Source organism: Undibacterium paludis, assembly GCF_022568815.1.
Lineage (GTDB): Bacteria > Pseudomonadota > Gammaproteobacteria > Burkholderiales > Burkholderiaceae_D > Undibacterium.
The window spans coordinates 53,025-77,991 of record NZ_JAKZHX010000002.1; the positions used below are offsets into that span (position 1 = coordinate 53,025).

Genomic DNA, 24,967 nt, shown 5'->3' on the forward strand with positions numbered 1-24,967 from the left:
ATGAGTAAGAATAAAACGATCAAGGTGTATGACAGGCCCGCAGGTGGTTGGGGTGCCTTGAAGAGTGTTGCGCAGCAAATAATTGAACAGGGCATACTTGGCAAAGGGGCACTGACACTGTTGTCGGCCAACCAGCCCGACGGCTTTGATTGTCCGGGCTGCGCCTGGCCTGATGCCGACCATACATCCACCTTTGAATTTTGTGAAAATGGCGCCAAGGCGGTTGCAGCCGAATCCACTGCACGCCGCGCCACACCAGAACTGATTTCCAGTCTCACAGTTCAGCAATTGTCTGAAAAATCAGATCACTGGCTGGAAGCGCAGGGGCGCCTTACCCAGCCCATGCAATACGACAGAGCCAGCGACAAATATCAGGCCATCAGCTGGGACCTGGCATTTGATGTGATTGCTGCACGCCTCAATGCCTTGCCAACACCTGACGACGCCATCTTTTACACATCAGGCCGCACCAGCAACGAAGCTGCTTTTCTGTATCAATTGTTTGTACGCGAATTTGGTACCAATAATTTCCCAGACTGTTCCAATATGTGTCATGAGCCATCAGGTTTTGCCATGCGTGAGGCAATTGGTGTGGGCAAGGGCACGGTATTGCTGTCAGATTTTCAGCAGGCAGACGCCATCCTGATTTTTGGGCAAAACCCCGGTACCAATCACCCTCGCATGCTGGGTGAGTTGCGGTCTGCATCCAAGCGTGGAGCGGCCATTGTCTCATTCAATCCCTTGCGTGAACGCGGCCTGGAAAAATTCCAGAACCCACAAAACGCAATTGACATGCTGACGGATCAGGCATCGACAATTTCATCCGACTATTTCCAATTGAAGATAGGTGGTGACCTGGCGGCGGTGAAGGGCATGATCAAATGTGTGCTTGAGGCTGACCAGCAAGCACAGGCTGCAGGCCGGCAGCGCATTATCGACATTGAATTCATTGCGGAACATACAGCAAATTTTGAGCAGTTTGCTACAGAAGCAATGGCTGAGCCGTGGGACGTGATCGTAAGCGAATCGGGCCTGGACAAAGCACAGATACAACGCGCAGCAGATACGTATATGCGCGCTGGCAAAGTCATCGCCTGTTGGGGGATGGGTATTACCCAGCACAAACATTCAGTGGCAACGATACAGATGATCGTCAATCTCTTGTTGTTGCGCGGCAATATTGGCCGCCCGGGTGCCGGGCCTTGTCCGGTGCGCGGCCATAGCAATGTGCAGGGGGACCGCACCATGGGGATAGTGGAAAAACCCAAGGCGGCTTTCCTGGAACGGTTAGGGCAGGTGTTCGATTTTACGCCGCCGCAAAAGCACGGGCATGACACGGTAGGGGCCATATCCGCCATGCTTCATGAAGGCGGCAAGGTTTTCTTTGGCATGGGCGGTAATTTTGCGACAGCCACACCAGACACAGAATTGACGCACCAGGCTTTGAAGAATTGTGCCCTGACTGTCCATGTGACCACCAAGCTCAACCGCAGCCATTTAATCTGCGGACAAGATGCCATCATCCTGCCCTGTCTGGGGCGTACTGAAATTGATATGCAGGAAAGCGGCGCGCAGGCAGTAACGGTAGAAGACTCCATGAGCATGGTGCATCTTTCTTCTGGCATCAATCCACCTGCATCCGGCAATTTGCTGTCGGAGGTTGCTATTGTCGCCCGTCTGGCGCAGGCGACCCTGAAAGAACGCAGCAAGACACCCTGGGCCTGGCTTCTGGCCGATTACAGTCGCATACGCGACAAGATAGCGGCCGTATTTGATGACTTTGCGGATTTCAATGAAAGAGTCAAAGCCCCTGGCGGCTTCCATTTGCGCAATACTGCCGCAGAGCGGGTCTGGATGACAGCGACTGGCAAGGCCAACTTCAATACCCATGCCGTGCCCGTTGATTTACCTATCCACCAGGCGCGCAGGCAACGCCAGTCACCGGTTTTTAATCTGGCGACCATGCGCTCACATGACCAGTACAATACCACGATTTATGGCATGAATGACAGGTATCGTGGTGTGTTTGGCGAGCGCCGCGTACTGTTCATCAACAAGGATGACATAAGCGCACTGGGTATGCGGGCCGGGGACTGGGTTGATCTTGACAGCCTGTGCGAAGACGGTATCAAGCGTCAGGTCAGGCGGTTCATACTTGTTGAATACAATATCCCCAGGGGCTGTCTGGCCGCCTATTTCCCGGAAACCAATGGACTGGTTCCTTTATCCAGTTTTGCCGATCATGCCCGTACGCCGACTTCCAAGTCCATACCAGTTGTCATCAGTCGACATGCAGAGCAGGCTGTTGCGGTGTGATGGATGCTGTCGTCAAAACCCAGGATGAACTGGCCCTTGCTTTGATGGCTGAATTGTCTGCGCATGAAGAAGCGGTTTCTTTACCCCGGCTTAGCAAACGACTGGGTGTGCGTCAGAGCACGCTATTGCGTTGCATTGCGTTTTTAGGTGAGCAAGCGCTTGGTCAACATCAGGGCGCTGGCTGGGTAAGCATGCTGGAAGATGGGGAGCGAAGTTTGGTCAGCTTGACTGAAGAAGGGCGCCGGGTATGCAAGATGATGATGTAAATCCGGTTGATTCCAGTGGCGAATCTGCAGGCATGCAGGCGCGCACAGTGGAACGGCATGTCTTTCTGGCAGGTGCAGCGGCAGTCGTGGTCGATCAGATTGCTGAAGAAACGCCGGTTGCCCTGGTCTATAACGGCATATCACATGCCGTGATGATGGCAACAGCCCGGGATCTGGACGATTTTGCATTGGGTTTCAGTCTCTCAGAGTCCATCATCGATGATATTGCAGAGGTCTATGACATTGAATTGCACACAAATCCAGACGTGCATGGCATTGAGATGCAAATCCGGATATCGTCTGGCAGGTTTGCTGCATTGAAAGAAAGACGGCGCAATCTGGCTGGCAATACCGGCTGCGGCCTCTGTGGAAAAGAGAGCCTGCAAGCTCTGCAAATGCAGATGCCGACGGTAGCTACTTCCGGGATGCCATTTGATCAGTTATCAAAGGCCAGTCTTTTAAAGGCTGCGCAGTCCCTGAATGACAGGCAGGCGATCAATCTGCAAACAGGTGCGTTACATGCTGCTGGCTGGGTGGACATGGCTGGCGACATACAAATTGTTCGCGAAGACGTTGGGCGTCACAATGCTCTCGATAAATTGCTGGGTGCCGTGGCAAGCAGGAAAATGTCGACCTCACACGGTTTTGTATTGATGAGCAGCCGCCTCAGCTATGAACTGGTACAAAAAACAGCCAGGGCAAATATTGCCATTCTGGCTGCATTTTCGGCTCCCACGACACTGGCCATCGACCTTGCCACGCAAGCAGGCATGTGTCTCATCGGGTTCGTCCGGGAGCATGGCTTTGTCGTATATTCCCACCCGGAGCGCTTGCTGGCCGAATGAATTGCCGATGAAATCCATCTCTGACCAAATTTACAGAGGTTTTCAAGCCACAAGAAAGTTATAATAGGAAGAATATTCGCTTTCCCTCCAATCTATCCCTCTGTCGACTTATGCAATACGCTTCAACACGCGGGCATACCGCAGCACAAAATTTCTCTGAAATTCTTTTAGGTGGTCTGGCTCCCGATGGCGGCCTGTATTTACCGACAAACTATCCTCAAGTCACTGGCGCCGAACTCGATGCCTGGCGTAAATTGTCTTATGCCGGTCTGGCATTCGAGGTATTGAAAAAATTTGCAACGGATATTCCAGAATCGGATCTGAAAGCCCTGGCAGACAAGACCTATACTGCCAATGTGTATAAAAATACACGTGCAGATGAGTCGGCCGAACAAATTACCCCTTTGCGCGTATTGCAAGATAAAGCTGGCAAAAAACTGGTGTTGCAAGCCTTGTCGAACGGCCCGACGCTGGCCTTCAAAGACATGGCCATGCAATTGCTCGGTAACCTGTTTGAATACACCCTGGCAAAAACCAATGCTGAACTGAATATTTTTGGTGCGACTTCAGGTGATACAGGCAGTGCAGCTGAATATGCCATGCGGGGTAAAAAGGGCATAAGAGTCTTTATGTTGTCGCCGCACAAGAAAATGAGCGCCTTCCAGACAGCGCAAATGTTCAGTCTGCAAGACCCGAATATTTTTAATATCGCCGTTGAAGGCGTCTTTGATGATTGCCAGGACATGGTCAAGGCGGTATCGAACGACCTGGAATTCAAGAGCCGTCACAAGATAGGTACAGTCAATTCCATCAACTGGGCACGTGTCGTTGCCCAGGTTGTGTATTACTTCCGTGGTTACCTCAGTGCGACGACCAGCAATGAACAAAAAGTCTCGTTCACTGTACCATCAGGTAATTTTGGCAACATCTGTGCCGGCCATATTGCCCGCATGATGGGGTTGCCTATTGCCAAACTCGTAGTGGCAACCAATGAAAACGATGTACTCGACGAATTTTTCCGGACCGGTGTTTATCGTGTACGCAAATCGGCAGAAACCTGGCATACCACCAGCCCGTCAATGGACATCTCCAAAGCATCAAATTTCGAGCGCTTTGTCTATGACCTGCTCGGAGGTGATGCCAATCGGGTCGCTACCCTGTTCAAAAAAGTAGAGACTGAAGGTGGTTTTGACCTGTCCGGCAAGCCAGGCAGTGATGGCGATGAATTCAGCCAGATCGCCAGATTTGGTTTTGAATCTGGCAAGTCGATTCATGCGGACCGCCTGCAAACGATACGCCAGGTGGAAAAAGATTTTGGCATCACAGTCGATACCCATACAGCTGATGGCATCAAGGTGGCGTTGGAGCATCTGGAAGAAGGCGTGCCCATGATCGTGCTCGAGACAGCATTGCCTGCCAAGTTCAATGAAACCATCAAGGAAGCATTGGGGCGTGATGCGGATCGCCCGGCAGGTTTTGAAAATATAGAAGCCTTGCCACAACGTTTTGAAGTAATGACTGCCGATGTGCTTGCGATGAAAGACTATATTGCAAAAAAGACAGGCTTGTGATTATAGTTTTTCCATTCGCAAAGACAATAAAAAAAACCGCAGAGATGCGGTTTTTTTTATTGTCTTTTTTATCCACGTTAGAAAAAGCGCTTATTTGCTACAAGCTGTTTTTTGCATGGGGAAGTCGATGCCTTTTTCCTGATCTTTTACTTTTCCCTCTATACGGCCCAGCAGGCTGCCATCTGCATTCAACTGATAGATGACACGTTGAGGAAATTCTGGCCTGGGATTTTCAAAGACTACTCTTTGTTTATCCAGCGATAATAATTGAAAACTGGCTTCAGGCTTGCCGGAGGGGATGGCTGTGAATGTCAGGCTGTCGGCGTTTTCCTGGATACGCATGAATTCCCAGGCGACTGTTTTGGCTTTACGTACAGTGCGCCCCATGCCCAGCATGCTGCCACCGGCAGGAGCCAGCCAGTGTTCTTCTGAGCCTGTTTCGGCACCGGCGGCTTGCCAGCAGCCTTGCAGCCATTGCACATCTTGTATGCCATTCGCGGCCCAACTATGACTGCCAAATAATATGCCGGTGATTAAGAGCAGTACGGATTGCAGTCGCATATAACCTCCGATAGGAATATCAAGCCTTGTTTAACCACGGATCCAGTTTTTTACGAATCTCGCTTTCATCAAACCCCTCAACCACATCACTGTCTATGGTGATGATGGGGATACCATTTTTGCCTAATTGTTTATAGGCGCTGTAATCTTCCTTGCTTTTTTCCACATCCAGATCCCTGTAAGCAATGCCGTTCTCTTTGAAGAAACTTCTGGCGGCAGCGCAATAGCCGCACCAGTCCGTGCCATACAAGATAATGACTGGTTGTTGCCGGGTTTGCCCAGGTGTCTTGGATGCCTCTGCCAGTTTCAGATTTTGTGCAGCAATTGCTTCTTGTTTTTTTGCATTTTTATGGCTGATATAGCTTTGCAAACTGACACCACTAAAAATAACCAGCGCAATCAGCCATTTCCCGGCATTGGACGTACTGCCCTCATTGACCTGACTGATCCTGCTGTTGCGGACTGTGCTTTTATTACGCGCGCCGGAATGCTCACCCGCTTTATTGTAGGCGACCTGACAGGATGGGCATTGCCATTCCGGGCAATCGTCGGTTTCCTTGCGTACATAACTACATTTGGGGCAGATGCGGAGCATACTATTTATCTAAAAGTTAATCTGATCGGCCCGATAAATAGCAGGACAGAAATGTCTGACACTTTATCTGAATTGTGATGCTGAAGGCGGGGCAGGGAAGTGCATATTCCAGATGCGCCTGAATTGCCTTGCAGAGCCAAACCCGGATGCTTCTGCGATGCGTTCTATCGACCAATCCGTATTGGCTAAGAATTTACTCGCCAATGATAAACGAAGTGAGGTCAGATAGGTTTGTATTGATACTTCTGTGTGCAGTTTAAAAACGCGTGTTGCATGGCGGCTACTGCTGCAGGCAATCTTGGCCAGTTCGTTTAAATTCCATGGATGTGCAGGATCCTTCACCATCGCATCCTGCATTTTGTGTACAACGGGATGCAAATGGTTGCGATATTTTAGCCATGGTGATAACTGCGGGTCATTCCCGGAACGGCGCATATACACGACCAGGTTGCGGGCAACGGCGCTGGCCGCCAGCGGCCCGGCCAGCTCATTGACCAGATGCAGAGCCAGGTCTATGCCGGCGGTGACCCCGGCACTGGTACAGATATGGCCATCTTCGACAAAAATGCGATTCTCTTCAACTTTGATTGAACTGTCTATGCTGGCCAAATCTTCGCAATGATTGTGATGCGTTGTGGCCTTATGCCCGCGCAGCAAACCGGCGTAGGCGGCGAGCAGGGCGCCAGAACAAATGCACATCAGCTTTTGACGTTCCCGCATGTTTGCTGATAACCAGGCGATGGCTAGCTGGGCTTCACTTCTTGCATAGACTTCAGTGCCGCCCACCAGGCCAGGCAGTACCAGGATGTCGTTTTCATCCAGATGATCGGGCAAAGGCTGCAAGGGACCGAGTTTCAAACCCACTGAGCATTCGATGCTGCTCAGCGGACTGATGAACTTTAATTCAAATCTCACATCTTTCTGATAGCGGTTTGCAAAGAGGAAGGCATCAGCAGGCCCTGCAACATCCAGCAGCAGGGTGTCGGGCAGCAGCAGAAAATAAATGCTTTGAACTTTAGACACTGTTATTTCATTTTGCTGTTGAGCCTGCTTCAGGCAAAGACGCGACGCAAACCGCTGGCAAACCTGGGCCCGAATACATTGACCAGCAAGCCAGCCATCACGGTTGCTGCACCAAGCAACTGGGTCTGGTTCAATGCCTCATCCAATAAAACCCAGGCAGCAGTCAGGCCCACGACTGGTACCATCAATGTCAATGGCGCCACCAGATGTGTGGGCAGGCTGGACAATAACTTCCCCCACAGGGTGTAACCTATCAGAGTTGCGGCGATTGCCAGGTAGACGATGGTCAGTGCGGAAGAAAGGCTCATGTTTTGCAGGCTGTGGAGCATGACCTCACCACCCTCAAAAATATAGGATAGCAATAAAAAAGGCAGTATCGGTACCAGGGCGCTCCATGACACCAGACTGAGCACATTGGTTGCGCCTATTTTCTTGTTGATGACATTGCCACTTGCCCAGGAGAATGCTGCGCATAAGGTCAGGACAAATCCGGCAACGGTAACCTGGCTGGCAGCATTGCCAAGGCTGGCGCTACCCAGCAAGATCAGCCCTATGCTCGCTATCAGCATGCCCGCCAGGTTGCTGGGGCGCAGTTTGTCGCCAAATACCATGGCAGATAAACCTACAGTGAAAAAGGCCTGTGCCTGTAGCACCAGCGACGCCAAACCAGCCGGCATGCCAACCGCCATGGCCGAAAACAGAAAGGCAAATTGTCCGAGACTGATAAACGCCGCATAGGCGAGCAATAATTTCAGGGATACTCGAGGGCGTGGTAAAAACAGTATGGCGGGAAAGGCTACCAGTATGAAACGCAGAGCCCCCATCAGAAATGGCGGAATGCCTTTCAAACCTATCTTGATGACCACAAAGTTCATTCCCCAGAGCAGGATGACGATGGCGGCTATCAGGATATGGCGTGGGCTAAGGACAGATTTGGACATGATAACTCAATAGTTAAACTACTATGGTATGTTTACTGCGCACACGTACAGTGGACGCCGGGTTGTTTGTCAGCTTGCTGGCCGGCCTGATAGGGCGGGGCACGAAATTGCCACCACAGTTAGGACATACACCTTGCAAAGGGCCTTCGACACAGCTGACGCAGAAAGTACATTCAAAAGTGCAAATGCGCGCATCTTTTGAGTCTGGTGGCAAATCGCAATCACAACGTTCACAGTTTGGGCGCAATTCCAGCATGATGTTTTCCTTTTGTTTGACAGTCGATATCATGCAGAATAGCAGATTGAAACTGCACAACCAGTCTTGCCTGCGACCAATAGCGGTCAGATCAGGACATGCTGAAAATAACCGGGAACAGACGAAAGCAATGCAAATCAATTATACCCGCCAACAATTACTGGAGCTTGCGACACGCGCAGAAGAAAAGTGTGCCCGTTTGCTAGAGAGACGGCAGTGCATGCCATTGGAACGAGCACTCACCAGCGTATTTATGCAATCTTCTGAAAGTTCGAATTCCGCGGCCCTGGATAAATTGATGGAACAGCGCAGAGAAGCGCAAGCAAACAAGCAAATAAGCAGGCAAATAAAGAAAGAAGAAAAAAAGCTGGTAGCACTGGCGAATAGAAAAGCCGGGCATTTTACGCCACATGGCGCCACTACCTGGCAGGCGTGGTTCGATGGCTCGGCTCTGCCCAATCCTGGCAAGTGCAGGATGGCCTGTGTATTGCAAACCCCGGACGGCCAGCGTTTTGATTATGTGTCCAGTATTGAATACGGCGACAGCTGCGATGCCGAATATGGCGCGCTGATCCTGGCACTGACGCAGGCAATTCAACACCAGGTAACTGACTTGCAATTGCATGGTGATAGCCAGGTGGTGATAGATGATTATAATCTGCGTAAAGCCAGTGAGCTGGAACGCATGCGACAATATCGCCGGAGAGCTCACGATCTTGGCCGACACTTTGAGCATTTGTCCTTGTGCTGGATACCGAGACAAAAAAACCAGCTAGCCGATGCCTTGACGCAGCTGCCGCGCTGAAAAGCGTCGTTACTGTCATCTTTTACCTGATTTATCTGGTGACTCCAGGGAAATCAGGGATTTCAATTATTTTGAAAGCGTTTAAGATCAATGAATTCAAGTTCCATCCCCGATGTCATCCCCTTTATAGCCAGTAAAACTTATGCGCATACCCAGGCCTGGGTGCGCGCATTGCAGGCAGTCATGCCTGATGAGCGCATCGTTGCTTTTGATGCGATAAGTGATAAAGAAAAAGCGCAATGCACAGTAGCGATCGTGGCTAACCCTGATCCGGCAGATTTGCAGCAGTTACCGCAGTTGCTGTGGGTGCATAGCGTATGGGCCGGGGTTGAGCGTTTGCTTGCCGATCTTGGTGATACTGAGCTGAAAATAGTGCGGCTGCTAGACCCGCAATTGGCCAGCACCATGGCTGAGGCCGTACTGGCATGGACCTTGTACCTGCATCGAGATATGCCTGCTTACGCCAGACAGCAGCAACAGAAGTTGTGGCAATCACTGGAATACCGTCGACCACAGCAAAGAAACATAGGCCTGCTGGGGCTGGGTGCTCTGGGCGAGGCCGCAGCAAAAAAACTGATACAGGCTGGTTTTACAGTAAGCGGCTGGAGCCGTCATCGTAAAAACATTGACGGTGTTGAATGCTATGCCGGGGATGAAGAGTTGACTCTCATGCTGGGCAAGACAGACATCCTGATTTGCCTGCTGCCTTTGACACCGGACACGCATGGATTGCTCAATGCGCGTACCCTGGCAGCGTTACCTGCTGGCGCATCTTTGATCAATTTTGCGCGTGGCGCAATTATTAAGGACGGGGACTTGCACACTGCTATTGACAGCGGTCACATCGCTCATGCGGTGCTTGATGTGTTTGAGACAGAACCTTTACCGGTAAAGGAGTGGCATTGGGAACACCCCTCAGTCACCGTCCTGCCACATTGTTCAGCGCCGACAGACAGGGAAACTGCCTCGGCGATAGTCGCTGGGAACATCAGGCGTTATCGCGAGAGCGGGGTATTGCCGACCACGGTAGATAGAATCAAAGGATATTGAATTGCCAGTCAATCAGGCGACTGGTCAATACAGGCCAGCCTCACCGGTTTTTACTTAAAGACTGTCAAAACCCGAGTATGCCTTTCAAGACATCAGTCGCCTTGACCTTGGGCTCTTCTTTTTGCTCAGGTCTTTGCTGCTCTGCCTGTGCCGAATTTCTTGACCTGTTCCGTCCACCCATATCACCCATGCCGCCAAGGATGGAACCATAGGTCGATTTCACCCGCAGCTTGGTTTGCCAGTCCGGTTCCCAGGCGATTTTGGGATCGCTGGGGCGGGGCGGATAGGCAAAATAAGCATCATTGCCATAAGCAATCATGCGCAACATACCGCTACCCTGATCCCCAAAGATGCCTTTGGGGACGTCGCATTTGGTTGTGGTAGGTGACAAAATCACCTTTTCATTGATCCATTTATCGACATCGGCATTGCTCTGATAATCAACCAGGCCAAAGCCAAAATCAGCCAGTTCGCTCGATGTCCAGACGATCATCTCAGCACTGTCGCGCCCGCCTGATTGCTGTCCACCCATGACACTGATGAAATAACCGCGCGCATTGGGAATGGATTTCCATTCCAGGCTCACGCCACCGTCTCTTTTGGTCTGGGTCAGTTCTATCGGAGCCATCAAGTCATTCGCCGCTGCCAGGTTAAGTTTGAAACTCTCTGGTATGCCCGTGCCGGTAAATTGATGTTGCCCCACCAATGATGCACTGTCAGGTACTTTCCTGTCATCGTTTTTGTTGGGCCATGCCGGATTGCCTGGCTGTGAACGCGCACCCTTGGTCACCTTGCCACGCATGACAAAGAATTTGGCAAAGTCTTCCGGCGTAGCCGTTGCCGCATCAAGAGTACGTGGCTGACCGGGACGAACAGTTTCACCACAGCCCCAGTAGATCGAAATTTTGCCCTTGGGTTTTTCGTAGCTGGGTTCACTCGGTGTTTCTTCAACCGGGGTATAAGTTACTGGTTTGTCTGGAGGCGGGGCCAGCAGTTTGAGACTATCACCAAGATTCATGCCTGCCGGTATCATCTGTGTGGCATCTGTCAGGGAGGTGTTTTTGCTGGTGAAGACTGATACATCCATGTACTTGCCACTGTTGAATCCCATGGTATGGGTATTGCCAAAGACATTGCCCCTGTCATTACCGCCAGAAGAACCACGCGCCATGCCACCCAATGCGCCCAGAAAACCACCTGACTGACCACCTTGCATGGCCCCCATCATGCCGCCTGGCATATCGCTTGAGCTGGTTGCCAGGTCAATATACGCCATCGCTATGGGCGGTTTGACAGCTTGTGATCCACTTTTTGCTGTTGCCACAGTCTTGTTTTGGGCACCGGGCACCGGCTTGGTTTGTGCTACAGCAAGCAATGAAACAGGCAAGATGCCACAAGTCAGCAAAGCCGCTTGCATCAATGGCTTGAGCAGATGATGGTCGACAAAAATCTTCATGAGGAAAATTCCTTTTCAATGGACGGCAATCAGGAGAGAACGTGCATGGCTGTTGAGGTAAGGCCTTACCCGGCATCCTCAATAGATTGAATCTTAGCGCAAAATAATGGTAGGGATTAAAAGACAATACCTAAGTATTATGTTGAAATGGCAACTATTAACAGGATAAAGTGAGGCTGATGATCGTGAAAACCTGAATTGCTTCTTTAATCCGGAAACTGTGGGTAAGGCTGAAGAATTACCTGTGAATACAATCGCCAGGTCTCTGATGAAGATTCAGAATCGTACAATAGAAAAAGCCAATCCTAAGATTGGCTTTTATTGATTTTTGGTCGGGGCGAGAGGATTCGAACCTCCGACCCCATGCACCCCATGCATGTACGCTACCAGGCTGCGCTACGCCCCGACACTGAGCGAAAGATTATAGTACAAGGTGGCGTTTTTTGCTATGTTTGATCAGAAACTTCTTAAATGCTTGCCTTACTGAAAATATTTGTACGATTTATGGCATTAATTTGACTGAAATATTTTCATAAACCATGAAAAGCTGTGAAAATACCTGTCCTAGGTCACCATTTTAATTAATGGTGCTGAAAAACATTTGTAAATATATAAAACATGACAATTAAAATCAGTCAGAATTTCGACGCGGGAGCGATCGAAGTCGTGAGGGCGGAGCAGGCGGGAGCAATTGAGTTGAATTTGCGTAAGGATTCACATGCTGATATCTGGCAGTGGTTCCATTTCCGTCTGCAGGGAGCGCGTGGTCAGGAGACAGTCATGCGTATTTTGAATGCCGGTGAAGCAACCTATGCCAAGGGCTGGGAAAATTACCGTGCGGTAGCCAGTTACGACAAGGCAAACTGGTTCAGGGTGGATACAGAGTTTGATGGCAAGGTCATGACCATACGCCATACACCTGAACGTGACAGTGTGTATTACGCCTATTTTGAGCCATATACCTGGGAGCGTCATCTGGCCCTTCTGGGCGGCGTGGAAAATTCTTCATTTGCACGTGTTGAAGACCTGGGCAATACAGTGGATGGCCGTGACCTGAACCTGATCGTCGTTGGCAACCCGGCAGCAGAGAAAAAAGTCTGGATCATTGCCCGGCAACATCCGGGTGAAACCATGGCTGAATGGCTGGTGGAAGGCAGTCTGAATGCTTTGCTTGACCTGTCCAACCCGATTGCACGCAAGATCCTTGAAAAGGCGGTTGTCTATATAGTCCCGAACATGAACCCTGACGGTTCTGTCCGTGGCAATCTGCGTACCAATGCGGCGGGAGCCAACCTCAATCGTGAGTGGATGACACCATCGCTGGAAACCAGCCCTGAGGTGTATTACGTCAAGAACAAGATTCATGAGACAGGTTGTGATCTTTTCCTTGATATCCATGGCGATGAAGCCTTGGCCTATGTGTTCGTCGCCGGCAGTGAAATGCTGGATGGTTTCACTGAGAAGCAAAAACAGGAGCAGCAGCTTTTTGTCGACAGTTTTTGCCAGGCCAGTCCCGACTTCCAGACTGTCTATGGATACGAAGCGTCCAAATACAATGAAGATGTATTGAAGCTGGCGTCCAAATATATAGGCCATACCTTCAAATGCGTGTCACTGACGCTGGAATTGCCTTTCAAGGACAATGCCAATCTGCCTGACCCGGAAGTCGGCTGGGATGGTACGCGCAGCATCAAGCTTGGTGAAGCAATGTTGCAACCGATTCTGGCTTCATTGAGTGCATAATCCTGCTATTCATTGATGAGTGTTGCGGAGTAGTGATGGGCGTAGAAATAGAGCGGAAATTCCTGGTCTTGAATGAAGACTTCAAGCAACAGGGCAAAGGCACATTTCTGCGCCAGGGTTATATTTGTTCCGAACCTGGTCGCATCGTCAGGGTACGCATAGAAGCAAACCGGGCAATGCTGACCATCAAGGGCATATCCAGCGGCATCAGCTGCAGTGAATGGGAATATCCCATCCCGCTGGCTGATGCGCAAATTCTGCTCGATACCGTCTGTCAGCAGCCTCTCATAGAAAAAATACGCTATCGCATCCCTATGCAGGGGCTGATCTGGGAAGTTGATGAATTCTTTGGCGACAATCAGGGTTTGATTGTCGCGGAAGTTGAACTGGAATCCGAGCAGCAAGCATTTGAGCGCCCTGCCTGGCTGGGAGAAGAAGTCAGCCATGACAGGCGCTATGCCAATGCCAACCTGCTCAAGCATCCTTTTAAAGCCTGGGGAACTCATGGCTAAGCTGATTTTCACCCAGCAACTCAGACGATTTACTGAGATACCTGAGGTGGAAAGCCAGGCTGACAATTTACGCGATGCCCTCGAAGCCGCATTTGCCATCAATCCGCAATTGCGTGCTTATATCCTTGATGAGCAGGGTGATCTGCGTTTTCATGTTGTGGTCTTTATTGACGGTAAACGTGTTATCAACCGTTCCAGCCTGCGCGATGTGTTGCATCCACATAGCCAGGTGTATATCTTGCAGGCACTTTCCGGAGGTTAAAGATGAAAGCTATGGTGGCAACGCGCAAGGGCTTGTTTGAGCTGATTCATGATGGCGGCCGGTGGAAGCTGGACCAGATCAGTTTTCTGGGTGAACCAGTCAGCATGTGCCTGCATGACAAGCGTGACGGTACCTTGTATGCTGCCCTGAACCTTGGGCATTTTGGCGTCAAATTGCACAGACGCGATGAGGGCAGCACTGACTGGACTGAAATTGCTGCACCGGCCTATCCTGAACAGACCAAGACTGACGACGACATCGAATGGAAACTCAAGATGATCTGGTCCATGGAGACCGGTGGCTTTGACGAACCTGGTGTGCTGTGGATAGGGACTTTGCCAGGTGGCTTGTTCCGCTCGGCTGATCGTGGCAATCACTGGGAACTGATACGTTCAATGTGGGACAAGCCAGAGCGTAAAGGATGGTTTGGTGGTGGTTATGATGTGCCAGGCATACATTCCATCTGCGTCAACCCGCGCAACCCTCAGGAAATTTTGCTTGGTATTTCGTGTGGCGGCGCCTGGAAGACGCTCGACGGCGGGCAGACATGGGCTTTATCGGCAGCAGGCATGCGTGCAAGCTATATGCCACCTGAACTGGCAGAAGAACAGAATACCCAGGACCCGCATCTCATCGTGCGCAGCAAAATTGCCAGCCACGTACTGTGGTGCCAACATCATAACGGCATCTGGCGTAGTGAAGACGCTGCTGCAAGCTGGCAGCAGATTCATACGCCAGAAGGTATTCCAGATTTTGGATTTACCGTGGCAGCCCACGCAAAAGACCCGAATACCGCATGGTTTGCCCCCGCCAGTGCCGATCAGAGGCGTGTACCTCTGAATGGTGCCCTGAGTGTGTCGCGCACCCGCGATGGTGGCAAGACCTTTGAATCATTGAGGAATGGTTTGCCACAACAGGATTGCTACGACTTGATTTATCGTCATGGCCTGGTTGTCGCTGATGATGGCAGGAACCTGCTGATGGCCTCAACCACAGGCAACCTGTGGGCCAGTGAAAATGCCGGGGATGACTGGTATCTGATATCAGGTAATCTTCCACCAGTTTACGCGGTCAGGTTCTTCTAACGAATAAATTTACATTGACACGTGTGCAGTCTCAGGGTTTGCTTGCATATTCACCGATCAGGCTGACATTGGTTTTTTAGGAATTCTTTGCGCCGGATCATAAAAGAAGGTTTCTTCGGCAATCTGCTCACCTTCCCAGCGCTGGTAGGCAAGTTCTTCCATTCTGGTGACGCTGCCGTCCTGCCATTCAAAGCTGAAAATCCAGCGTATCACCACATGATCGCCATTCATCAGCACGGGGCGTACACATGTGGATGAGACAGATTTTGCCCTGCTCATGACGGCATGTTCTGCCGCTACATGATTGGCACGTCCTGTCCTGGGCGCTGCCTGGTTTTCCTGCATGGTGGAATTTTCGGTGTAAAATTCTTCGCAGGCTGCTGCATGATCATTGCTCTCAACCATGGCGATAAAACGTTCAAGTGTGGCTGTGCTTGGCATAAACAGTCTTTCTTTTTGCTGGTTACAGGCAAGTGGCGCAAAAATATTTTGCACTACTTGCGCTTATCAGTAACAACGCGATATGGATTCAGCGACACAGACAGGTTTGTCATGGCCTTCGCGTTCTATGGTTACTTCCCAGGTCATTTGTGCACCATCCTTGAAGTCTTCTATGTTCAGGAGCTTCATGCGTGCACGCAAGCGGCTGCCGACAGGGACGGGGGAGGGGAAGCGTACTTTATTGAGCCCGTAATTAACCCCCATTTTGACATAGCTTAATTTGATGGCATCGGCGACCAGCATGGGCAGCAATGACAAGGTCAAGAAACCATGGGCAATCGGGCCGCCAAATGGGGATTCGCGCCTGGCTCTTTCGACGTCGACATGTATCCATTGATGGTCACCGGTTGCATCGGCAAAGGTATTGACACGTTCCTGACTGATTTCCACCCAGCCGGACTGGGACACTTCTTGTCCTATTAAAGCTTTTAGTTCTTCAAGACTGCTAAATTCTCTCATCATGTCTCCTGCTCTTTTAGGGGATATTATTTCATTGCGGGCGTCGGCCAAACATACCCATGCCGGTAATGGTGCAAACGAGTTTGCCGTCCTGGTTATGCGCCTTCCACAGGGTATTGATGACGCCACGATCAGGCTTTGAGTTTGACACTTTGCTGGCCAGGGTTTCTGCCGTGACGGTCAGGGTGTCGCCGGGTCTGACGGGTAATATCCAGCGTATTTGATCTACGCCAGGCGAACCCATGCTGGAAGAATTGGCCAGAAAACCGTCGACAACCATGCGCATGATCATGCCGCAGGTATGCCATCCGCTGGCGATCACACCGCCAAAAATGGAATGACTGGCGGCTTCTTTGTCGACATGAAACGATTGCGGGTCGAATTGTCTGGCAAAGCTGATGATTTCTTCTTCACTGACGGTACGCTGCCCCAGTTCAATGACTGCTCCGGGAATGAAGTCCTCAAAATACCAGTGATCTTTTTTTACAATCATGTTGATGCTCCTTTCATCGTTGGATGAAATAAATCCAGGCAAAAAAAATCCCGAACATGTCCGGGATTTTCATGTAATGTCTATGCCGCGTTTTTAAAGCCAGGTTGCGCCACAAATCTGGCCAGATGGTGATCTGTATCACCCAGTGTCAATTCGATGATGGTCAGGCGTTTGAACATGTGGGCGACAGGCAGTTCATCGGTGACACCCATGCCGCCGTGCAATTGCACAGCTTGCTGACCTATGTATTTTGCTGCCTGACCTATCCTGGCTTTTGCTGCCGATACAGTGCGGCGACGCTCTTCCGCGTTATCAGAGGCAATTTTGACCGCGGCGAGGGTCGCCATGGAGCGCGACTGCTCCATTTCCATGAACATCTCGGCCATGCGATGTTGCAAGACCTGGAACTTGCCAATGGGCACGCCAAACTGCTGGCGAGTCTTCAGATATTCCAGCGTTGCTGATGTGATTGCTTCCATGATGCCTATGGCCTCGGCACATAACAGTGTGACGCCATAGTCGGCAACTGCATCCAGCAATTCCCAGGCGGCGCCGGCATCTGCAAGCAAGGCATCGGCACTGACTTGCACCTGATTCAGGCTGATGTCGGCAGCGCGATAGCCATCGATGGTCCGGTAATCGCGACGGCTGACGCCTGCGGCATTGGCATCAATGATGAACAGGCTGATGCCGTTAGTATCACGTTGTGCTCCGCTGCTACGGGCTGAAACAATCAGCTTGTCGGCTTGCGCACCATGCAAAACGACGGTTTTACTGCCATTTAATACATAGCCTTCTGCAGTTTTGTTTGCTGTTGAGACGATGTCGAGCAGATCATGACGTGACTGTCTTTCGCCCAGGGCACTGGCCAGTTTGATTTCACCAGTCGCCACCTGTTCCAGCACGTTGCTGTGTTTGCCGGATTTTTTCAGGAATTCGGCAGCCATGACAGTTGCAAAATAAGGTTCAATAACTATGCCACGCCCCAGTTCCTGCATGATGACGAGCATGTCAACAGCACTGCCACTGAAACCACCTTGCTCCTCAGGGACGGGCAGGGCCAGTGCCCCAAGTTCGGTCAGTCCAGCCCATGCATCGGACGAGACGCCTTCTGCGGAAGTGATGATGCGCTTGCGTTGTTCAAAGTTATAGTCTTTTTCTACCCAGCGACGCAAGGCATCGGCAAACTGTGTTTGTTCTTGTGTCAAATTGAAGTCCATTTTGCTCTCCTCACAGACCCAGTATCATTTGGGTGATGATATTTTTTTGAATTTCGTTAGAACCGCCATAGATGGAAGTCTTGCGGAAATTGAAGTAATACGGCGTCAATGGCGCCGCATCATCGTCACCGACGACGCTGTGTGCAGTTTCACCTTCAAGGAAGGCTGGGTCAAACGGCAGGCCGTAAGGGCCGATGGCTTCCACCATCAATTCGGTCAGTCTTTGCTGGATTTCCGTCCCCTTGATCTTGAGCAGCGATGCTTCTGGTCCAGGACGGCCACTGTCTTGAGAAATAACGCGTAACACAGTGATTTCCAGTGCCATCAATTCGATTTCCAGGCTGGCGACTTTATTGGCGTAGACGGCATCATTGATCAGCGGCTGGCCGTTTTTCTGGTGTTTGGTTGCAATACGCTTCAAGAACTGCAATTCACGTTTGGCACGGCCAACGGCGGCGATATTGGTACGTTCGTGACCGAGCAGGTATTTGGCATAGGTCCAGCCTTTGTTTTCTTCGCCTATCAAGTTTTGTACCGGGACTTTGACGTTGTCGAAGAAAACTTCATTTACCTCATGCTCCTCATCGAGCATGATGATGGGGCGTACGGTAATGCCTTGTGTTTTCATATCTATCAGCAAGAAAGAAATACCTTCTTGCTTGCGGGCTGCCGGGTCAGTTCGCACCAGGCAAAAAATCATGTCGGCGTGCTGGGCCAGGGTAGTCCAGGTCTTTTGCCCATTGACGATATAGTAATCACCTTCGCGCTCGGCACGGGTTTTAAGCGATGCAAGGTCAGAGCCAGAACCAGGTTCGGAGTAACCCTGGCACCACCAGTCTTCGCAACTGAGTATGCGCGGCAGGTAATAATCTTTTTGGGACTGGTTGCCAAAGGCCATGATGACGGGGGCAACCATGTTGACGCCGAAGGGCAGGATCGCAGGGGTACCTACGCGTGCGCATTCTTCTTCAAAAATATGGCGCTGGGTTGGTGTCCAGCCCGTTCCGCCATATTCGGCGGGCCAGCCTGGGGCAACCCAGCCTTGTTTGGCCAGTATCTTGTGCCAGCGAACAAAATCTTCTCTGGACAGGCGTTTATGGTTCAGTACTTTTTGTTGCAAATCTTGTGGAAGATTCGCTTCCAGATAACTGCGCACCTGATCACGGAAGGCGAGGTCTTCTGCCGTATAGTTCAAATCCATGTTGTCTCCTGTTTTATGATGGTCGCAACAAGCACGCAAAGAAAAAAGCACGACCGTTCAAAACTTATTGTACAACGGATTTTGAAAATGATGCTAGCGGTCTTTCATGTCAGTATGCTTCTTCGGTTTTTATCGTTTGTTACTGAGGGGGAAGTCGATGAGAAATGAAAAAATGCCAGGGCTCGTGAAGTCCTGGCATTGAAATTTCGGCTTATGTGAGGCGGCAGACTTATTGAACTTCTACAATGAACTGACTACGCAGGTCTTGCACCATTCTCTTGATAGTTGCCTGCATGGCCAGATAGTCCTGGGGTGTGCAGACGCGGCTGCCTTCTTTATGGCTTTTAAAGCTTCTGTGTATGATGACCTGCTTGTTACTGCGGGTGTATTTGGCCTGGTATTGGAAGAAGTTGGTTTTGATATCGACATCCTTGGGCAGGTAGAGAATGTTGGCTGCTGACGGGAACTGGTAAGTGGCTTCTTCCTTGATATCATGCTCGGGGCAAACAAAATTTTGTGTGCGCTCTGCTTCATTCGTCAAACCATAGACTTCGTTGGCCAACCCCGCATACAGGCTGCTGTTTGCCGAAATACCGACAGTGCCAGGCAGATAAGCCCAGTTCTCTGCATGGCCTTTGAGCTTGAACTCATACTGGTTGTCGTTTTTCTTCAGGTCACCTAGCTCGACAGTACCACTTCCTTTCATGCCATAGCTTTTAAGAATGTTTTCTACAGCGGTGTCCTGGTCACTCTTTTTCCAGCGGCTTTGATCATAACGAGTAGGCTCTGCAATCTGGCCTGTATCCTTGCGTGAAAATTCAAATTGCGCTGCGCCATTTGCATCGAGATTGACTTTGTACACATTACTTATCTGGGCAAGCTGTGTGACAGGGGTTCTGCCTATTTCCCCGGTTTTTGTCAGTATCGTCGGTTTGTCCCATTCTGATGCAGGCAAAAAACCACCGTTTACGTTAACAGCAGTTGAGTCAAGATACAGATTCAGTGAAGGGATATAGGTGATGGCATGATTAAATTGCCCAAGACTGGCGACCTGGGGCAGTTTATAAGAGTTGCCCGCATTGATCAGTACAGGCGTACTTTCTATGCCAGCGGCATTCAGCATGGCCTCCATCAGACTGGTGTGGTCCTTGCAATCGCCATATAGATTGTCCATGATCTCGTCTGCATTGTGCGGTATCAGGCCACCATTGCCTATATACACAGCGACGTAACGAATATTTTTCCTCACCCAATCGTAGATCGCAAAAGCCTTGTCGCGCGGCTCGGTCAGGCCTCTTGTCAACTCTTCGGTTTTTGCCCTGATTCTGGCGTTTGACGCTGTGGTCTGTGATGCTGTCTTGAAATAAGCTTTGCCAAGGCTGGCATAGTCAGGGAAGGTCGAAACGGTCAATTGCTTGCCATAGTCTGCGTAGCTGACAGAAGAAGCTTCCAGTCTGGGGTTTTCTGAAGGGACATAATCCCAGCGATAAATGGTGCGGCCGTTCAGGCTGATTGGTGCTGTCGGTGTGAAGCCCGATGCTTCGCTGCGCAAAGACATATCAGCAGGCATGTCATAGGTGACGGTAAGCTGTTTCGTGGGCATGAAACGTGTCGGGGTGTAGTCACTGAATTGCCCGGGAAACATCGCGGTCTTGCGTGTTTTGACATATCTGGAATATATCTTGTCGCCGACTGCGACTTCCGGGTAGATGGCGACCTTGACCTGCATGTCCTGGAACATGGGAGCGCCACTATATGCAGGTTCCTGCTGCAGTTTGATTTGCTCGGGCTTGACAGGGATTTTTCGGCCATCTGCTTTCTCTGTATAGGCTTCCAGTAACTCAAAATTCTCCAGACTGCGGTTGAAATGCCACTGTCTTTGTGAGTGAGAGGCGACGGCGCGCTCTTCATTGATTTGCGTAAAATATTCAACGGTTTCTGTATAGCTGCCATCTTTATTGACAACAAAAGACTGAATTTCTTTTAGTATGGTCACAGAAGGATCGGTGCCATTGTCTTTGGCATTCACGCTTGCGCCTGCAAAGAGAAGGCTGCAGGTCAGGGCAATAAATTTCTTTTTCATGGAATGACTGGATACCCGGGAGGTCTGTCTTGAATTTTAAAAAAAGCAATTATAAAACTTATCAAAGTGATAGTTGCGCTTATTTTGCAAGGCAACCTGCCCTGAATGATGCACAAACCTGCGCGATAAACTATGTGCTTGGGGATGGGGGCTTGAGATCAAGGCGCATTGGCAGGAAAGAAATGCCGTGATTCTGTATCAGGTCCGAAGATGGAATAAAACCCAGGTGTGCATAAACAGGAATGGCTTTGACGGAGGAATTGACGGTGAATGGTCCCTTATAGCCCTGTCTGGCAGAAACTTCTTGCGCACGATGCCACAATTTTTTTGCCAGTCCCTTACCCTGGAAATCAGGGTCGACAAATAAATGAAAGATATGGCTGGTGTCGCGCAGTGCGATGAAGCCAGCCAGTCGCTCATCCTGGCATGCCAGGATGTAGCTGTAGCGTGCATCTTCAATATAGCTGCGTTCCGCCTGTTCTGACACCGAGTTTAAAAAAACTTCAGCACCTGCACCATCTGCATGGGTGAAAAAGTCCTGACAGAACAGACTGATCAAGGTGCTGACAGCCTGTGCATCAGGGCTGCCAGCACGACGAAATTGCAGGGTTTCAAGTTGCCTGTTCATAACGATGCACTGGTTTGCCAGGATAACTGCTACGTTCAATGAAAATGCGTTGCGCCGGGTGTTGGCGCATCATCGGGCATTTCTGTATGCACCAGATCACTGTCGCGGTCGGCAAACAGAGGGGTGCCGCAATCATCGCAAAATTCCATCGCAAAAATCTCTTCCAGCTGGATGATGTCGGTCACGCCACATTCTTGCAGTATGGCGGGTATTTCTCCCGCCAGTTGCTCGTTTTCATCGAGGTTGACTGCGGTAACCTGGTCCTCGGCCTGATACAGTGGCCAGACCACGCCGTAAATGACTTCAGGTGCATCACGCAGGCAAAAGCTCAGACGATATTCATCGATTTGCCCGGGATTTTCCTGTTCACCGAATGAGGCAATGATGACGGTAAACTGATCCGCTTCCTTGCCCAGCGATTGAGTCAGGTAGAACAGGGCGGAGCGTATGGTGGCAGGGCGTATCTTGATGTCTGCTTCACGGCAGGCTGTGTAGTAGGCTTCTGGTAATAGCAGTTCCACGCCACAGCCTGGCAGCAGGCGCTTGATGGTTGCTTCTGTCTGCTGCTGCCACTGCAGCAAAGCATCACTTTTTGCCTGCGCGCAGTCATACGGCGCATCTATTGTTTGCCAATGGAAAATGGGTTGACCGGCAGGCACCAGCAATACCCCCAGTACATAACGTATATCGGCCAGAAAAGGAACAGTCTGCGCGCGTTCTGCCTCTGCCGGAGCCGGCGTATTTTTCAGCATGGATTGACTGTGGCGCTCCAGCAATGCGTAGGTTTCCACATGGTTGCGCGGCAATTGATCTATCGAATACAGGGTGGGCAAGAGACGCAATCGGGTTTGTTCTGCCAGCAGATGGGCTGACAGTTGTGTATTCAAAATCGTCAGGGCTTCTGCTGGAATGGTGCCTGATGCGATTTCAAACCTGGTCCAGGCCAATATCGGGGCGGCGACGAGCAGGCTGGTATATGCCTTCCCCTCATGCTCAAGGTGCGTGCAGGTGCTGACTGATTCCAGTGTCTCTGTCAGCACTTCATAACCGTTGGGGTGTGTCTGAAACAGGTGTTCGGTAGCCGCTTCGAGCATCTCTTGATGATGCAATTTGAGGCTCTTGGTCACCAGGCTGTCAAGCTTGGCTTGCCAGTCCAGGTCTTCGATACGGCTGGCTGATTGCGCAACGGCAAGCGCAAGATTGGCTACGCGCTGGCTTTCTGCGGCGAGTTTGAGGCGATTTCTTTTTATTGGTCGACGCATGCTGAAATAGTGTTGTAGAGGTAAGTGCATTGTAAAACCGATCAACCAATGCGCTTACCCCGGATGAATGAAATTATTTCTTTGCGTATTGTGTTTTGCCAAACAGTACATCCCTGGCTTTATCATTATCAAGTGGCTTGCGCAGGTTTGCCAGAACCTCCACGCCCCGCTGCACGGCCGGGCGCTGGCTGATGGCATCAAACCAGCGCTTGGCATGTGGAAAATCTGCCCAGTCCACACCCTGGTTGGCAAAAGACCGTGTCCACGGAAATACTGCTATATCAGCGATAGTGTACTCTTCCCCGGCGAGATAGCTGGTTTTTTCCAGTTGTTTATCGATGACACCGTAAATGCGCTTGCTTTCGTTGGTATAGCGGTCAATGGCATAGTCAAGTTTTTCCGGTGCGTAAAGACGGAAATGATGTGCCTGGCCCAGCATGGGGCCGACGCTGCCCATCTGGAACATCAGCCATTCCAGCACTTTGTATTTTTCGCGGTCCGTTTTGCCAAGCAACATGCCGGTTTTGCCTGCGAGATAGACCAATATGGCGCCCGACTCAAACAGGGAAATCGGCTTGCCATCCGGGCCGTCTGCATCAACGATGGCGGGTATTTTGTTATTCGGTGAAATTGCCAGAAAATCCGCCTTGAACTGATCACCTGCACCAATATCTACGGGAATTGCTCGGTAGGGTAAACCGCATTCTTCCAGCATGATATGTACTTTGTGTCCATTGGGAGTGGGCCAGGAATAAACGTCTATCATTGCTTTCCTCTTTACTTGGTTGATGAAAACGTCAAGTATCCATTATGCATAGATTCATGCGTTTGCGCTTCAATCCAGAATAAATGCCAGCACTTGTACCTGACATGTTGCAAGGGCGGCTTTATACTCAATGCTCGTCAAATATAAACATCCTATGAAAAAAACTGCGCTGCCGCCCTTGTTTGCTCTGCATTTTGCCGTGTTTCTGTTTGGTACTGCAGGTGTGCTGGGGAAGATGCTGGCAGTCAGCTCATTATTGCTGGTATTTGGACGTACCTTGTTTGCTGCCTTATGCCTGATTCCTGTCCTGGTTTACCAGCGGCAATTGCATTTTCACGATGTGTCAAAGCGTGTCGTTCTTTGTGGTTTTTTGCTGGCTGTACACTGGCTGACTTTCTTTGCCTCACTGAATTTTGCTCCCGTTGCCTTTGGTCTGATGGGGTTTGCCAGTTTCCCCTTGTTTGTGGCCATGCTTGAACCCTGGTTTTTTAAAGAACCGGGAAGCGCGCATGATGCCTGGGCTGCTGTGCTTGTGGTCGCAGGCATGGCGATGATGGTCAGTGGCAGTTCATGGAATGATGGTGCCGTTTTCGCTTTGGGCCTGGGCATATTGTCCGGCTTCAGTTTTGCCTTGCTGGCCATGGTGAATCGATGGCAGGGGAGTCGTATCCCTCCATTCAAACTGGCCTTCTTGCAAAATGGTTTGGCTACTGTTCTGCTTCTGCCTTTGGTATTGGCATCCGGTGATTTGATCGGTCACAGTGCACAAACCTGGTTGGGGCTGGTTTTGCTCGGCACGGTGTTTACGGCTTTATCCCATGGCTTGTTCATGTCAAGCCTTCGTCATGTATCCGCCAGCTTTGCCAGTATTGTGACCTCGTTGGAGCCAGTGTATGGCATGTTACTGGCTTTTTTGATCCTGCAGGAAACGCCTGGTATACGGGAATTGGCCGGCGCTTCCGTCATTTTGGCTGCCACGGCTTACGCCAGCTATCAGCATCAGGCACATGAGGTCGTGCGTCAGGGGCACTGACAAGAGCAGCGAGCTTCTCCCTTCCATTTTGTAT

26 protein-coding genes and 1 tRNA gene are annotated in these 24,967 nt (G+C 50.6%); 11 read left to right on the top strand and 16 right to left on the bottom strand.

All coding sequences use genetic code 11. The features are described 5' to 3' along the window. From LZ463_RS04800 to thrC, 4 genes are all read left to right on the top strand, one after another. Positions 1 to 2,316 (top strand): FdhF/YdeP family oxidoreductase, encoded by a 2,316-nt coding sequence (locus LZ463_RS04800; protein ID WP_241454417.1) that lies wholly within the window; start codon positions 1 to 3, stop codon positions 2,314 to 2,316. Further along, on the top strand, positions 2,316 to 2,582 hold the full coding sequence (locus LZ463_RS04805; protein ID WP_241454420.1) for a helix-turn-helix domain-containing protein: 267 nt from the start codon (positions 2,316 to 2,318) through the stop codon (positions 2,580 to 2,582). Before LZ463_RS04800 ends, LZ463_RS04805 begins: the two co-directional genes overlap by 1 nt. Then, entirely contained in the window at positions 2,564 to 3,427 is an 864-nt protein-coding gene (gene fdhD / locus LZ463_RS04810) for a formate dehydrogenase accessory sulfurtransferase FdhD (protein ID WP_241454423.1), read from the top strand. The genes LZ463_RS04805 and fdhD overlap by 19 nt, the downstream gene beginning before the upstream one ends. A 110-nt stretch (positions 3,428 to 3,537) precedes the next feature. After that, complete coding sequence (thrC, locus tag LZ463_RS04815; RefSeq protein ID WP_241454424.1) at positions 3,538 to 4,998, top strand: threonine synthase; 1,461 nt, start codon at positions 3,538 to 3,540, stop codon at positions 4,996 to 4,998. A gap of 90 nt (positions 4,999 to 5,088) precedes the next feature. Here thrC and LZ463_RS04820 read toward each other — a convergent pair whose 3' ends face one another. The 5 genes from LZ463_RS04820 to LZ463_RS04840 all read right to left on the bottom strand — a co-directional run bounded on the left by LZ463_RS04820 (position 5,089) and on the right by LZ463_RS04840 (position 8,374). After that, positions 5,089 to 5,559 (bottom strand): DUF6265 family protein, encoded by a 471-nt coding sequence (locus tag LZ463_RS04820; protein WP_241454426.1) that lies wholly within the window; start codon positions 5,557 to 5,559, stop codon positions 5,089 to 5,091. A gap of 19 nt (positions 5,560 to 5,578) precedes the next feature. Beyond that, positions 5,579 to 6,154, bottom strand: a complete 576-nt coding sequence (locus LZ463_RS04825; RefSeq protein WP_241454431.1) for a glutaredoxin family protein — start codon at positions 6,152 to 6,154, stop codon at positions 5,579 to 5,581. A 63-nt stretch (positions 6,155 to 6,217) separates the two neighbouring features. After that, positions 6,218 to 7,177, bottom strand: coding sequence for a GlxA family transcriptional regulator (locus LZ463_RS04830; protein ID WP_241454433.1), 960 nt, complete (start codon positions 7,175 to 7,177; stop codon positions 6,218 to 6,220). 29 nt (positions 7,178 to 7,206) lie between these two features. After that, the gene (locus tag LZ463_RS04835) at positions 7,207 to 8,118 is read right to left on the bottom strand and encodes an EamA family transporter (RefSeq protein ID WP_241454434.1); all 912 of its coding nucleotides are present in this window, start codon (positions 8,116 to 8,118) and stop codon (positions 7,207 to 7,209) included. Between the two features lie 13 nt (positions 8,119 to 8,131). Then, positions 8,132 to 8,374 (bottom strand): DUF1272 domain-containing protein, encoded by a 243-nt coding sequence (locus LZ463_RS04840; RefSeq protein ID WP_241454436.1) that lies wholly within the window; start codon positions 8,372 to 8,374, stop codon positions 8,132 to 8,134. A gap of 298 nt (positions 8,375 to 8,672) precedes the next feature. Between LZ463_RS04840 and LZ463_RS04845 the strand changes: the two genes are divergently transcribed. After that, positions 8,673 to 9,179 carry a ribonuclease HI family protein gene (locus tag LZ463_RS04845; RefSeq protein ID WP_241454437.1) on the top strand — a complete coding sequence of 169 codons (507 nt, stop codon included), beginning with the start codon at positions 8,673 to 8,675 and terminating at the stop codon, positions 9,177 to 9,179. A 90-nt stretch (positions 9,180 to 9,269) separates the two neighbouring features. Then, a complete protein-coding gene (locus LZ463_RS04850) occupies positions 9,270 to 10,229 on the top strand; it encodes a 2-hydroxyacid dehydrogenase (protein ID WP_241454439.1) in 960 nt (319 codons plus the stop codon). 64 nt (positions 10,230 to 10,293) lie between these two features. Here LZ463_RS04850 and LZ463_RS04855 read toward each other — a convergent pair whose 3' ends face one another. Together LZ463_RS04855 and LZ463_RS04860 are read right to left on the bottom strand one after the other, a co-directional pair. Next, positions 10,294 to 11,685, bottom strand: coding sequence for a hypothetical protein (locus LZ463_RS04855; RefSeq protein WP_241454443.1), 1,392 nt, complete (start codon positions 11,683 to 11,685; stop codon positions 10,294 to 10,296). Positions 11,686 to 12,014: 329 nt separating this feature from the next. Continuing rightward, positions 12,015 to 12,091, bottom strand: a tRNA-Pro gene (locus LZ463_RS04860). Between the two features lie 212 nt (positions 12,092 to 12,303). Here LZ463_RS04860 and LZ463_RS04865 point away from each other — a divergent pair. Genes LZ463_RS04865 through LZ463_RS04880 form a run of 4 tightly spaced genes read left to right on the top strand, consistent with a single transcriptional unit; the run spans position 12,304 to position 15,287 of the window. After that, positions 12,304 to 13,428, top strand: a complete 1,125-nt coding sequence (locus tag LZ463_RS04865; protein ID WP_241454444.1) for a M14 family metallopeptidase — start codon at positions 12,304 to 12,306, stop codon at positions 13,426 to 13,428. A gap of 35 nt (positions 13,429 to 13,463) precedes the next feature. Continuing rightward, positions 13,464 to 13,940, top strand: coding sequence for a CYTH domain-containing protein (locus LZ463_RS04870; protein WP_241454445.1), 477 nt, complete (start codon positions 13,464 to 13,466; stop codon positions 13,938 to 13,940). Further along, positions 13,933 to 14,202 carry a MoaD/ThiS family protein gene (locus LZ463_RS04875; RefSeq protein ID WP_241454446.1) on the top strand — a complete coding sequence of 90 codons (270 nt, stop codon included), beginning with the start codon at positions 13,933 to 13,935 and terminating at the stop codon, positions 14,200 to 14,202. Before LZ463_RS04870 ends, LZ463_RS04875 begins: the two co-directional genes overlap by 8 nt. A gap of 2 nt (positions 14,203 to 14,204) precedes the next feature. Further along, entirely contained in the window at positions 14,205 to 15,287 is a 1,083-nt protein-coding gene (locus tag LZ463_RS04880) for a WD40/YVTN/BNR-like repeat-containing protein (protein WP_241454447.1), read from the top strand. 57 nt (positions 15,288 to 15,344) lie between these two features. Here the strand turns inward: LZ463_RS04880 and LZ463_RS04885 are convergent, their stop codons facing one another. The 9 genes from LZ463_RS04885 to LZ463_RS04925 form a co-directional block, all read right to left on the bottom strand. Beyond that, complete coding sequence (locus tag LZ463_RS04885; protein WP_241454448.1) at positions 15,345 to 15,728, bottom strand: nuclear transport factor 2 family protein; 384 nt, start codon at positions 15,726 to 15,728, stop codon at positions 15,345 to 15,347. A 66-nt stretch (positions 15,729 to 15,794) separates the two neighbouring features. Beyond that, positions 15,795 to 16,247 carry a MaoC family dehydratase gene (locus tag LZ463_RS04890; RefSeq protein WP_241454816.1) on the bottom strand — a complete coding sequence of 151 codons (453 nt, stop codon included), beginning with the start codon at positions 16,245 to 16,247 and terminating at the stop codon, positions 15,795 to 15,797. Positions 16,248 to 16,278: 31 nt separating this feature from the next. Beyond that, on the bottom strand, positions 16,279 to 16,740 hold the full coding sequence (locus tag LZ463_RS04895; protein WP_241454449.1) for a MaoC family dehydratase: 462 nt from the start codon (positions 16,738 to 16,740) through the stop codon (positions 16,279 to 16,281). A gap of 80 nt (positions 16,741 to 16,820) precedes the next feature. Continuing rightward, complete coding sequence (locus tag LZ463_RS04900; protein ID WP_241454451.1) at positions 16,821 to 17,960, bottom strand: acyl-CoA dehydrogenase family protein; 1,140 nt, start codon at positions 17,958 to 17,960, stop codon at positions 16,821 to 16,823. 10 nt (positions 17,961 to 17,970) lie between these two features. Continuing rightward, positions 17,971 to 19,161, bottom strand: a complete 1,191-nt coding sequence (locus LZ463_RS04905; RefSeq protein ID WP_241454453.1) for an acyl-CoA dehydrogenase family protein — start codon at positions 19,159 to 19,161, stop codon at positions 17,971 to 17,973. A 229-nt stretch (positions 19,162 to 19,390) separates the two neighbouring features. Further along, positions 19,391 to 21,244 carry a DUF3857 domain-containing transglutaminase family protein gene (locus LZ463_RS04910; RefSeq protein WP_241454454.1) on the bottom strand — a complete coding sequence of 618 codons (1,854 nt, stop codon included), beginning with the start codon at positions 21,242 to 21,244 and terminating at the stop codon, positions 19,391 to 19,393. 130 nt (positions 21,245 to 21,374) lie between these two features. Then, the gene (locus LZ463_RS04915; RefSeq protein WP_241454455.1) at positions 21,375 to 21,872 is read right to left on the bottom strand and encodes a GNAT family N-acetyltransferase; all 498 of its coding nucleotides are present in this window, start codon (positions 21,870 to 21,872) and stop codon (positions 21,375 to 21,377) included. Positions 21,873 to 21,907: 35 nt separating this feature from the next. Further along, positions 21,908 to 23,134, bottom strand: a complete 1,227-nt coding sequence (locus LZ463_RS04920; protein WP_241454456.1) for a DUF2863 family protein — start codon at positions 23,132 to 23,134, stop codon at positions 21,908 to 21,910. Between the two features lie 73 nt (positions 23,135 to 23,207). Then, entirely contained in the window at positions 23,208 to 23,900 is a 693-nt protein-coding gene (locus LZ463_RS04925; RefSeq protein ID WP_241454457.1) for a glutathione binding-like protein, read from the bottom strand. A gap of 154 nt (positions 23,901 to 24,054) precedes the next feature. Here LZ463_RS04925 and LZ463_RS04930 point away from each other — a divergent pair, with 154 nt between their 5' ends. Then, entirely contained in the window at positions 24,055 to 24,933 is an 879-nt protein-coding gene (locus LZ463_RS04930; RefSeq protein WP_241454458.1) for a DMT family transporter, read from the top strand. Positions 24,934 to 24,967 lie beyond the last annotated feature (34 nt).

Coding starts and splice junctions, on each gene's coding strand:
- LZ463_RS04800 (WP_241454417.1), top strand. CDS start 1: ATGAGTAAGAATAAAACGATCAAGGTGTATGACAGGCCCGCAGGTGGT.
- LZ463_RS04805 (WP_241454420.1), top strand. CDS start 2,316: ATGGATGCTGTCGTCAAAACCCAGGATGAACTGGCCCTTGCTTTGATG.
- fdhD (WP_241454423.1), top strand. CDS start 2,564: ATGCAAGATGATGATGTAAATCCGGTTGATTCCAGTGGCGAATCTGCA.
- thrC (WP_241454424.1), top strand. CDS start 3,538: ATGCAATACGCTTCAACACGCGGGCATACCGCAGCACAAAATTTCTCT.
- LZ463_RS04820 (WP_241454426.1), bottom strand. CDS start 5,559: ATGCGACTGCAATCCGTACTGCTCTTAATCACCGGCATATTATTTGGC.
- LZ463_RS04825 (WP_241454431.1), bottom strand. CDS start 6,154: ATGCTCCGCATCTGCCCCAAATGTAGTTATGTACGCAAGGAAACCGAC.
- LZ463_RS04835 (WP_241454434.1), bottom strand. CDS start 8,118: ATGTCCAAATCTGTCCTTAGCCCACGCCATATCCTGATAGCCGCCATC.
- LZ463_RS04840 (WP_241454436.1), bottom strand. CDS start 8,374: ATGCTGGAATTGCGCCCAAACTGTGAACGTTGTGATTGCGATTTGCCA.
- LZ463_RS04845 (WP_241454437.1), top strand. CDS start 8,673: ATGGAACAGCGCAGAGAAGCGCAAGCAAACAAGCAAATAAGCAGGCAA.
- LZ463_RS04850 (WP_241454439.1), top strand. CDS start 9,270: ATGAATTCAAGTTCCATCCCCGATGTCATCCCCTTTATAGCCAGTAAA.
- LZ463_RS04855 (WP_241454443.1), bottom strand. CDS start 11,685: ATGAAGATTTTTGTCGACCATCATCTGCTCAAGCCATTGATGCAAGCG.
- LZ463_RS04865 (WP_241454444.1), top strand. CDS start 12,304: ATGACAATTAAAATCAGTCAGAATTTCGACGCGGGAGCGATCGAAGTC.
- LZ463_RS04870 (WP_241454445.1), top strand. CDS start 13,464: ATGGGCGTAGAAATAGAGCGGAAATTCCTGGTCTTGAATGAAGACTTC.
- LZ463_RS04875 (WP_241454446.1), top strand. CDS start 13,933: ATGGCTAAGCTGATTTTCACCCAGCAACTCAGACGATTTACTGAGATA.
- LZ463_RS04880 (WP_241454447.1), top strand. CDS start 14,205: ATGAAAGCTATGGTGGCAACGCGCAAGGGCTTGTTTGAGCTGATTCAT.
- LZ463_RS04885 (WP_241454448.1), bottom strand. CDS start 15,728: ATGCCAAGCACAGCCACACTTGAACGTTTTATCGCCATGGTTGAGAGC.
- LZ463_RS04890 (WP_241454816.1), bottom strand. CDS start 16,247: ATGAGAGAATTTAGCAGTCTTGAAGAACTAAAAGCTTTAATAGGACAA.
- LZ463_RS04895 (WP_241454449.1), bottom strand. CDS start 16,740: ATGATTGTAAAAAAAGATCACTGGTATTTTGAGGACTTCATTCCCGGA.
- LZ463_RS04900 (WP_241454451.1), bottom strand. CDS start 17,960: ATGGACTTCAATTTGACACAAGAACAAACACAGTTTGCCGATGCCTTG.
- LZ463_RS04905 (WP_241454453.1), bottom strand. CDS start 19,161: ATGGATTTGAACTATACGGCAGAAGACCTCGCCTTCCGTGATCAGGTG.
- LZ463_RS04910 (WP_241454454.1), bottom strand. CDS start 21,244: ATGAAAAAGAAATTTATTGCCCTGACCTGCAGCCTTCTCTTTGCAGGC.
- LZ463_RS04915 (WP_241454455.1), bottom strand. CDS start 21,872: ATGAACAGGCAACTTGAAACCCTGCAATTTCGTCGTGCTGGCAGCCCT.
- LZ463_RS04920 (WP_241454456.1), bottom strand. CDS start 23,134: ATGCGTCGACCAATAAAAAGAAATCGCCTCAAACTCGCCGCAGAAAGC.
- LZ463_RS04925 (WP_241454457.1), bottom strand. CDS start 23,900: ATGATAGACGTTTATTCCTGGCCCACTCCCAATGGACACAAAGTACAT.
- LZ463_RS04930 (WP_241454458.1), top strand. CDS start 24,055: ATGAAAAAAACTGCGCTGCCGCCCTTGTTTGCTCTGCATTTTGCCGTG.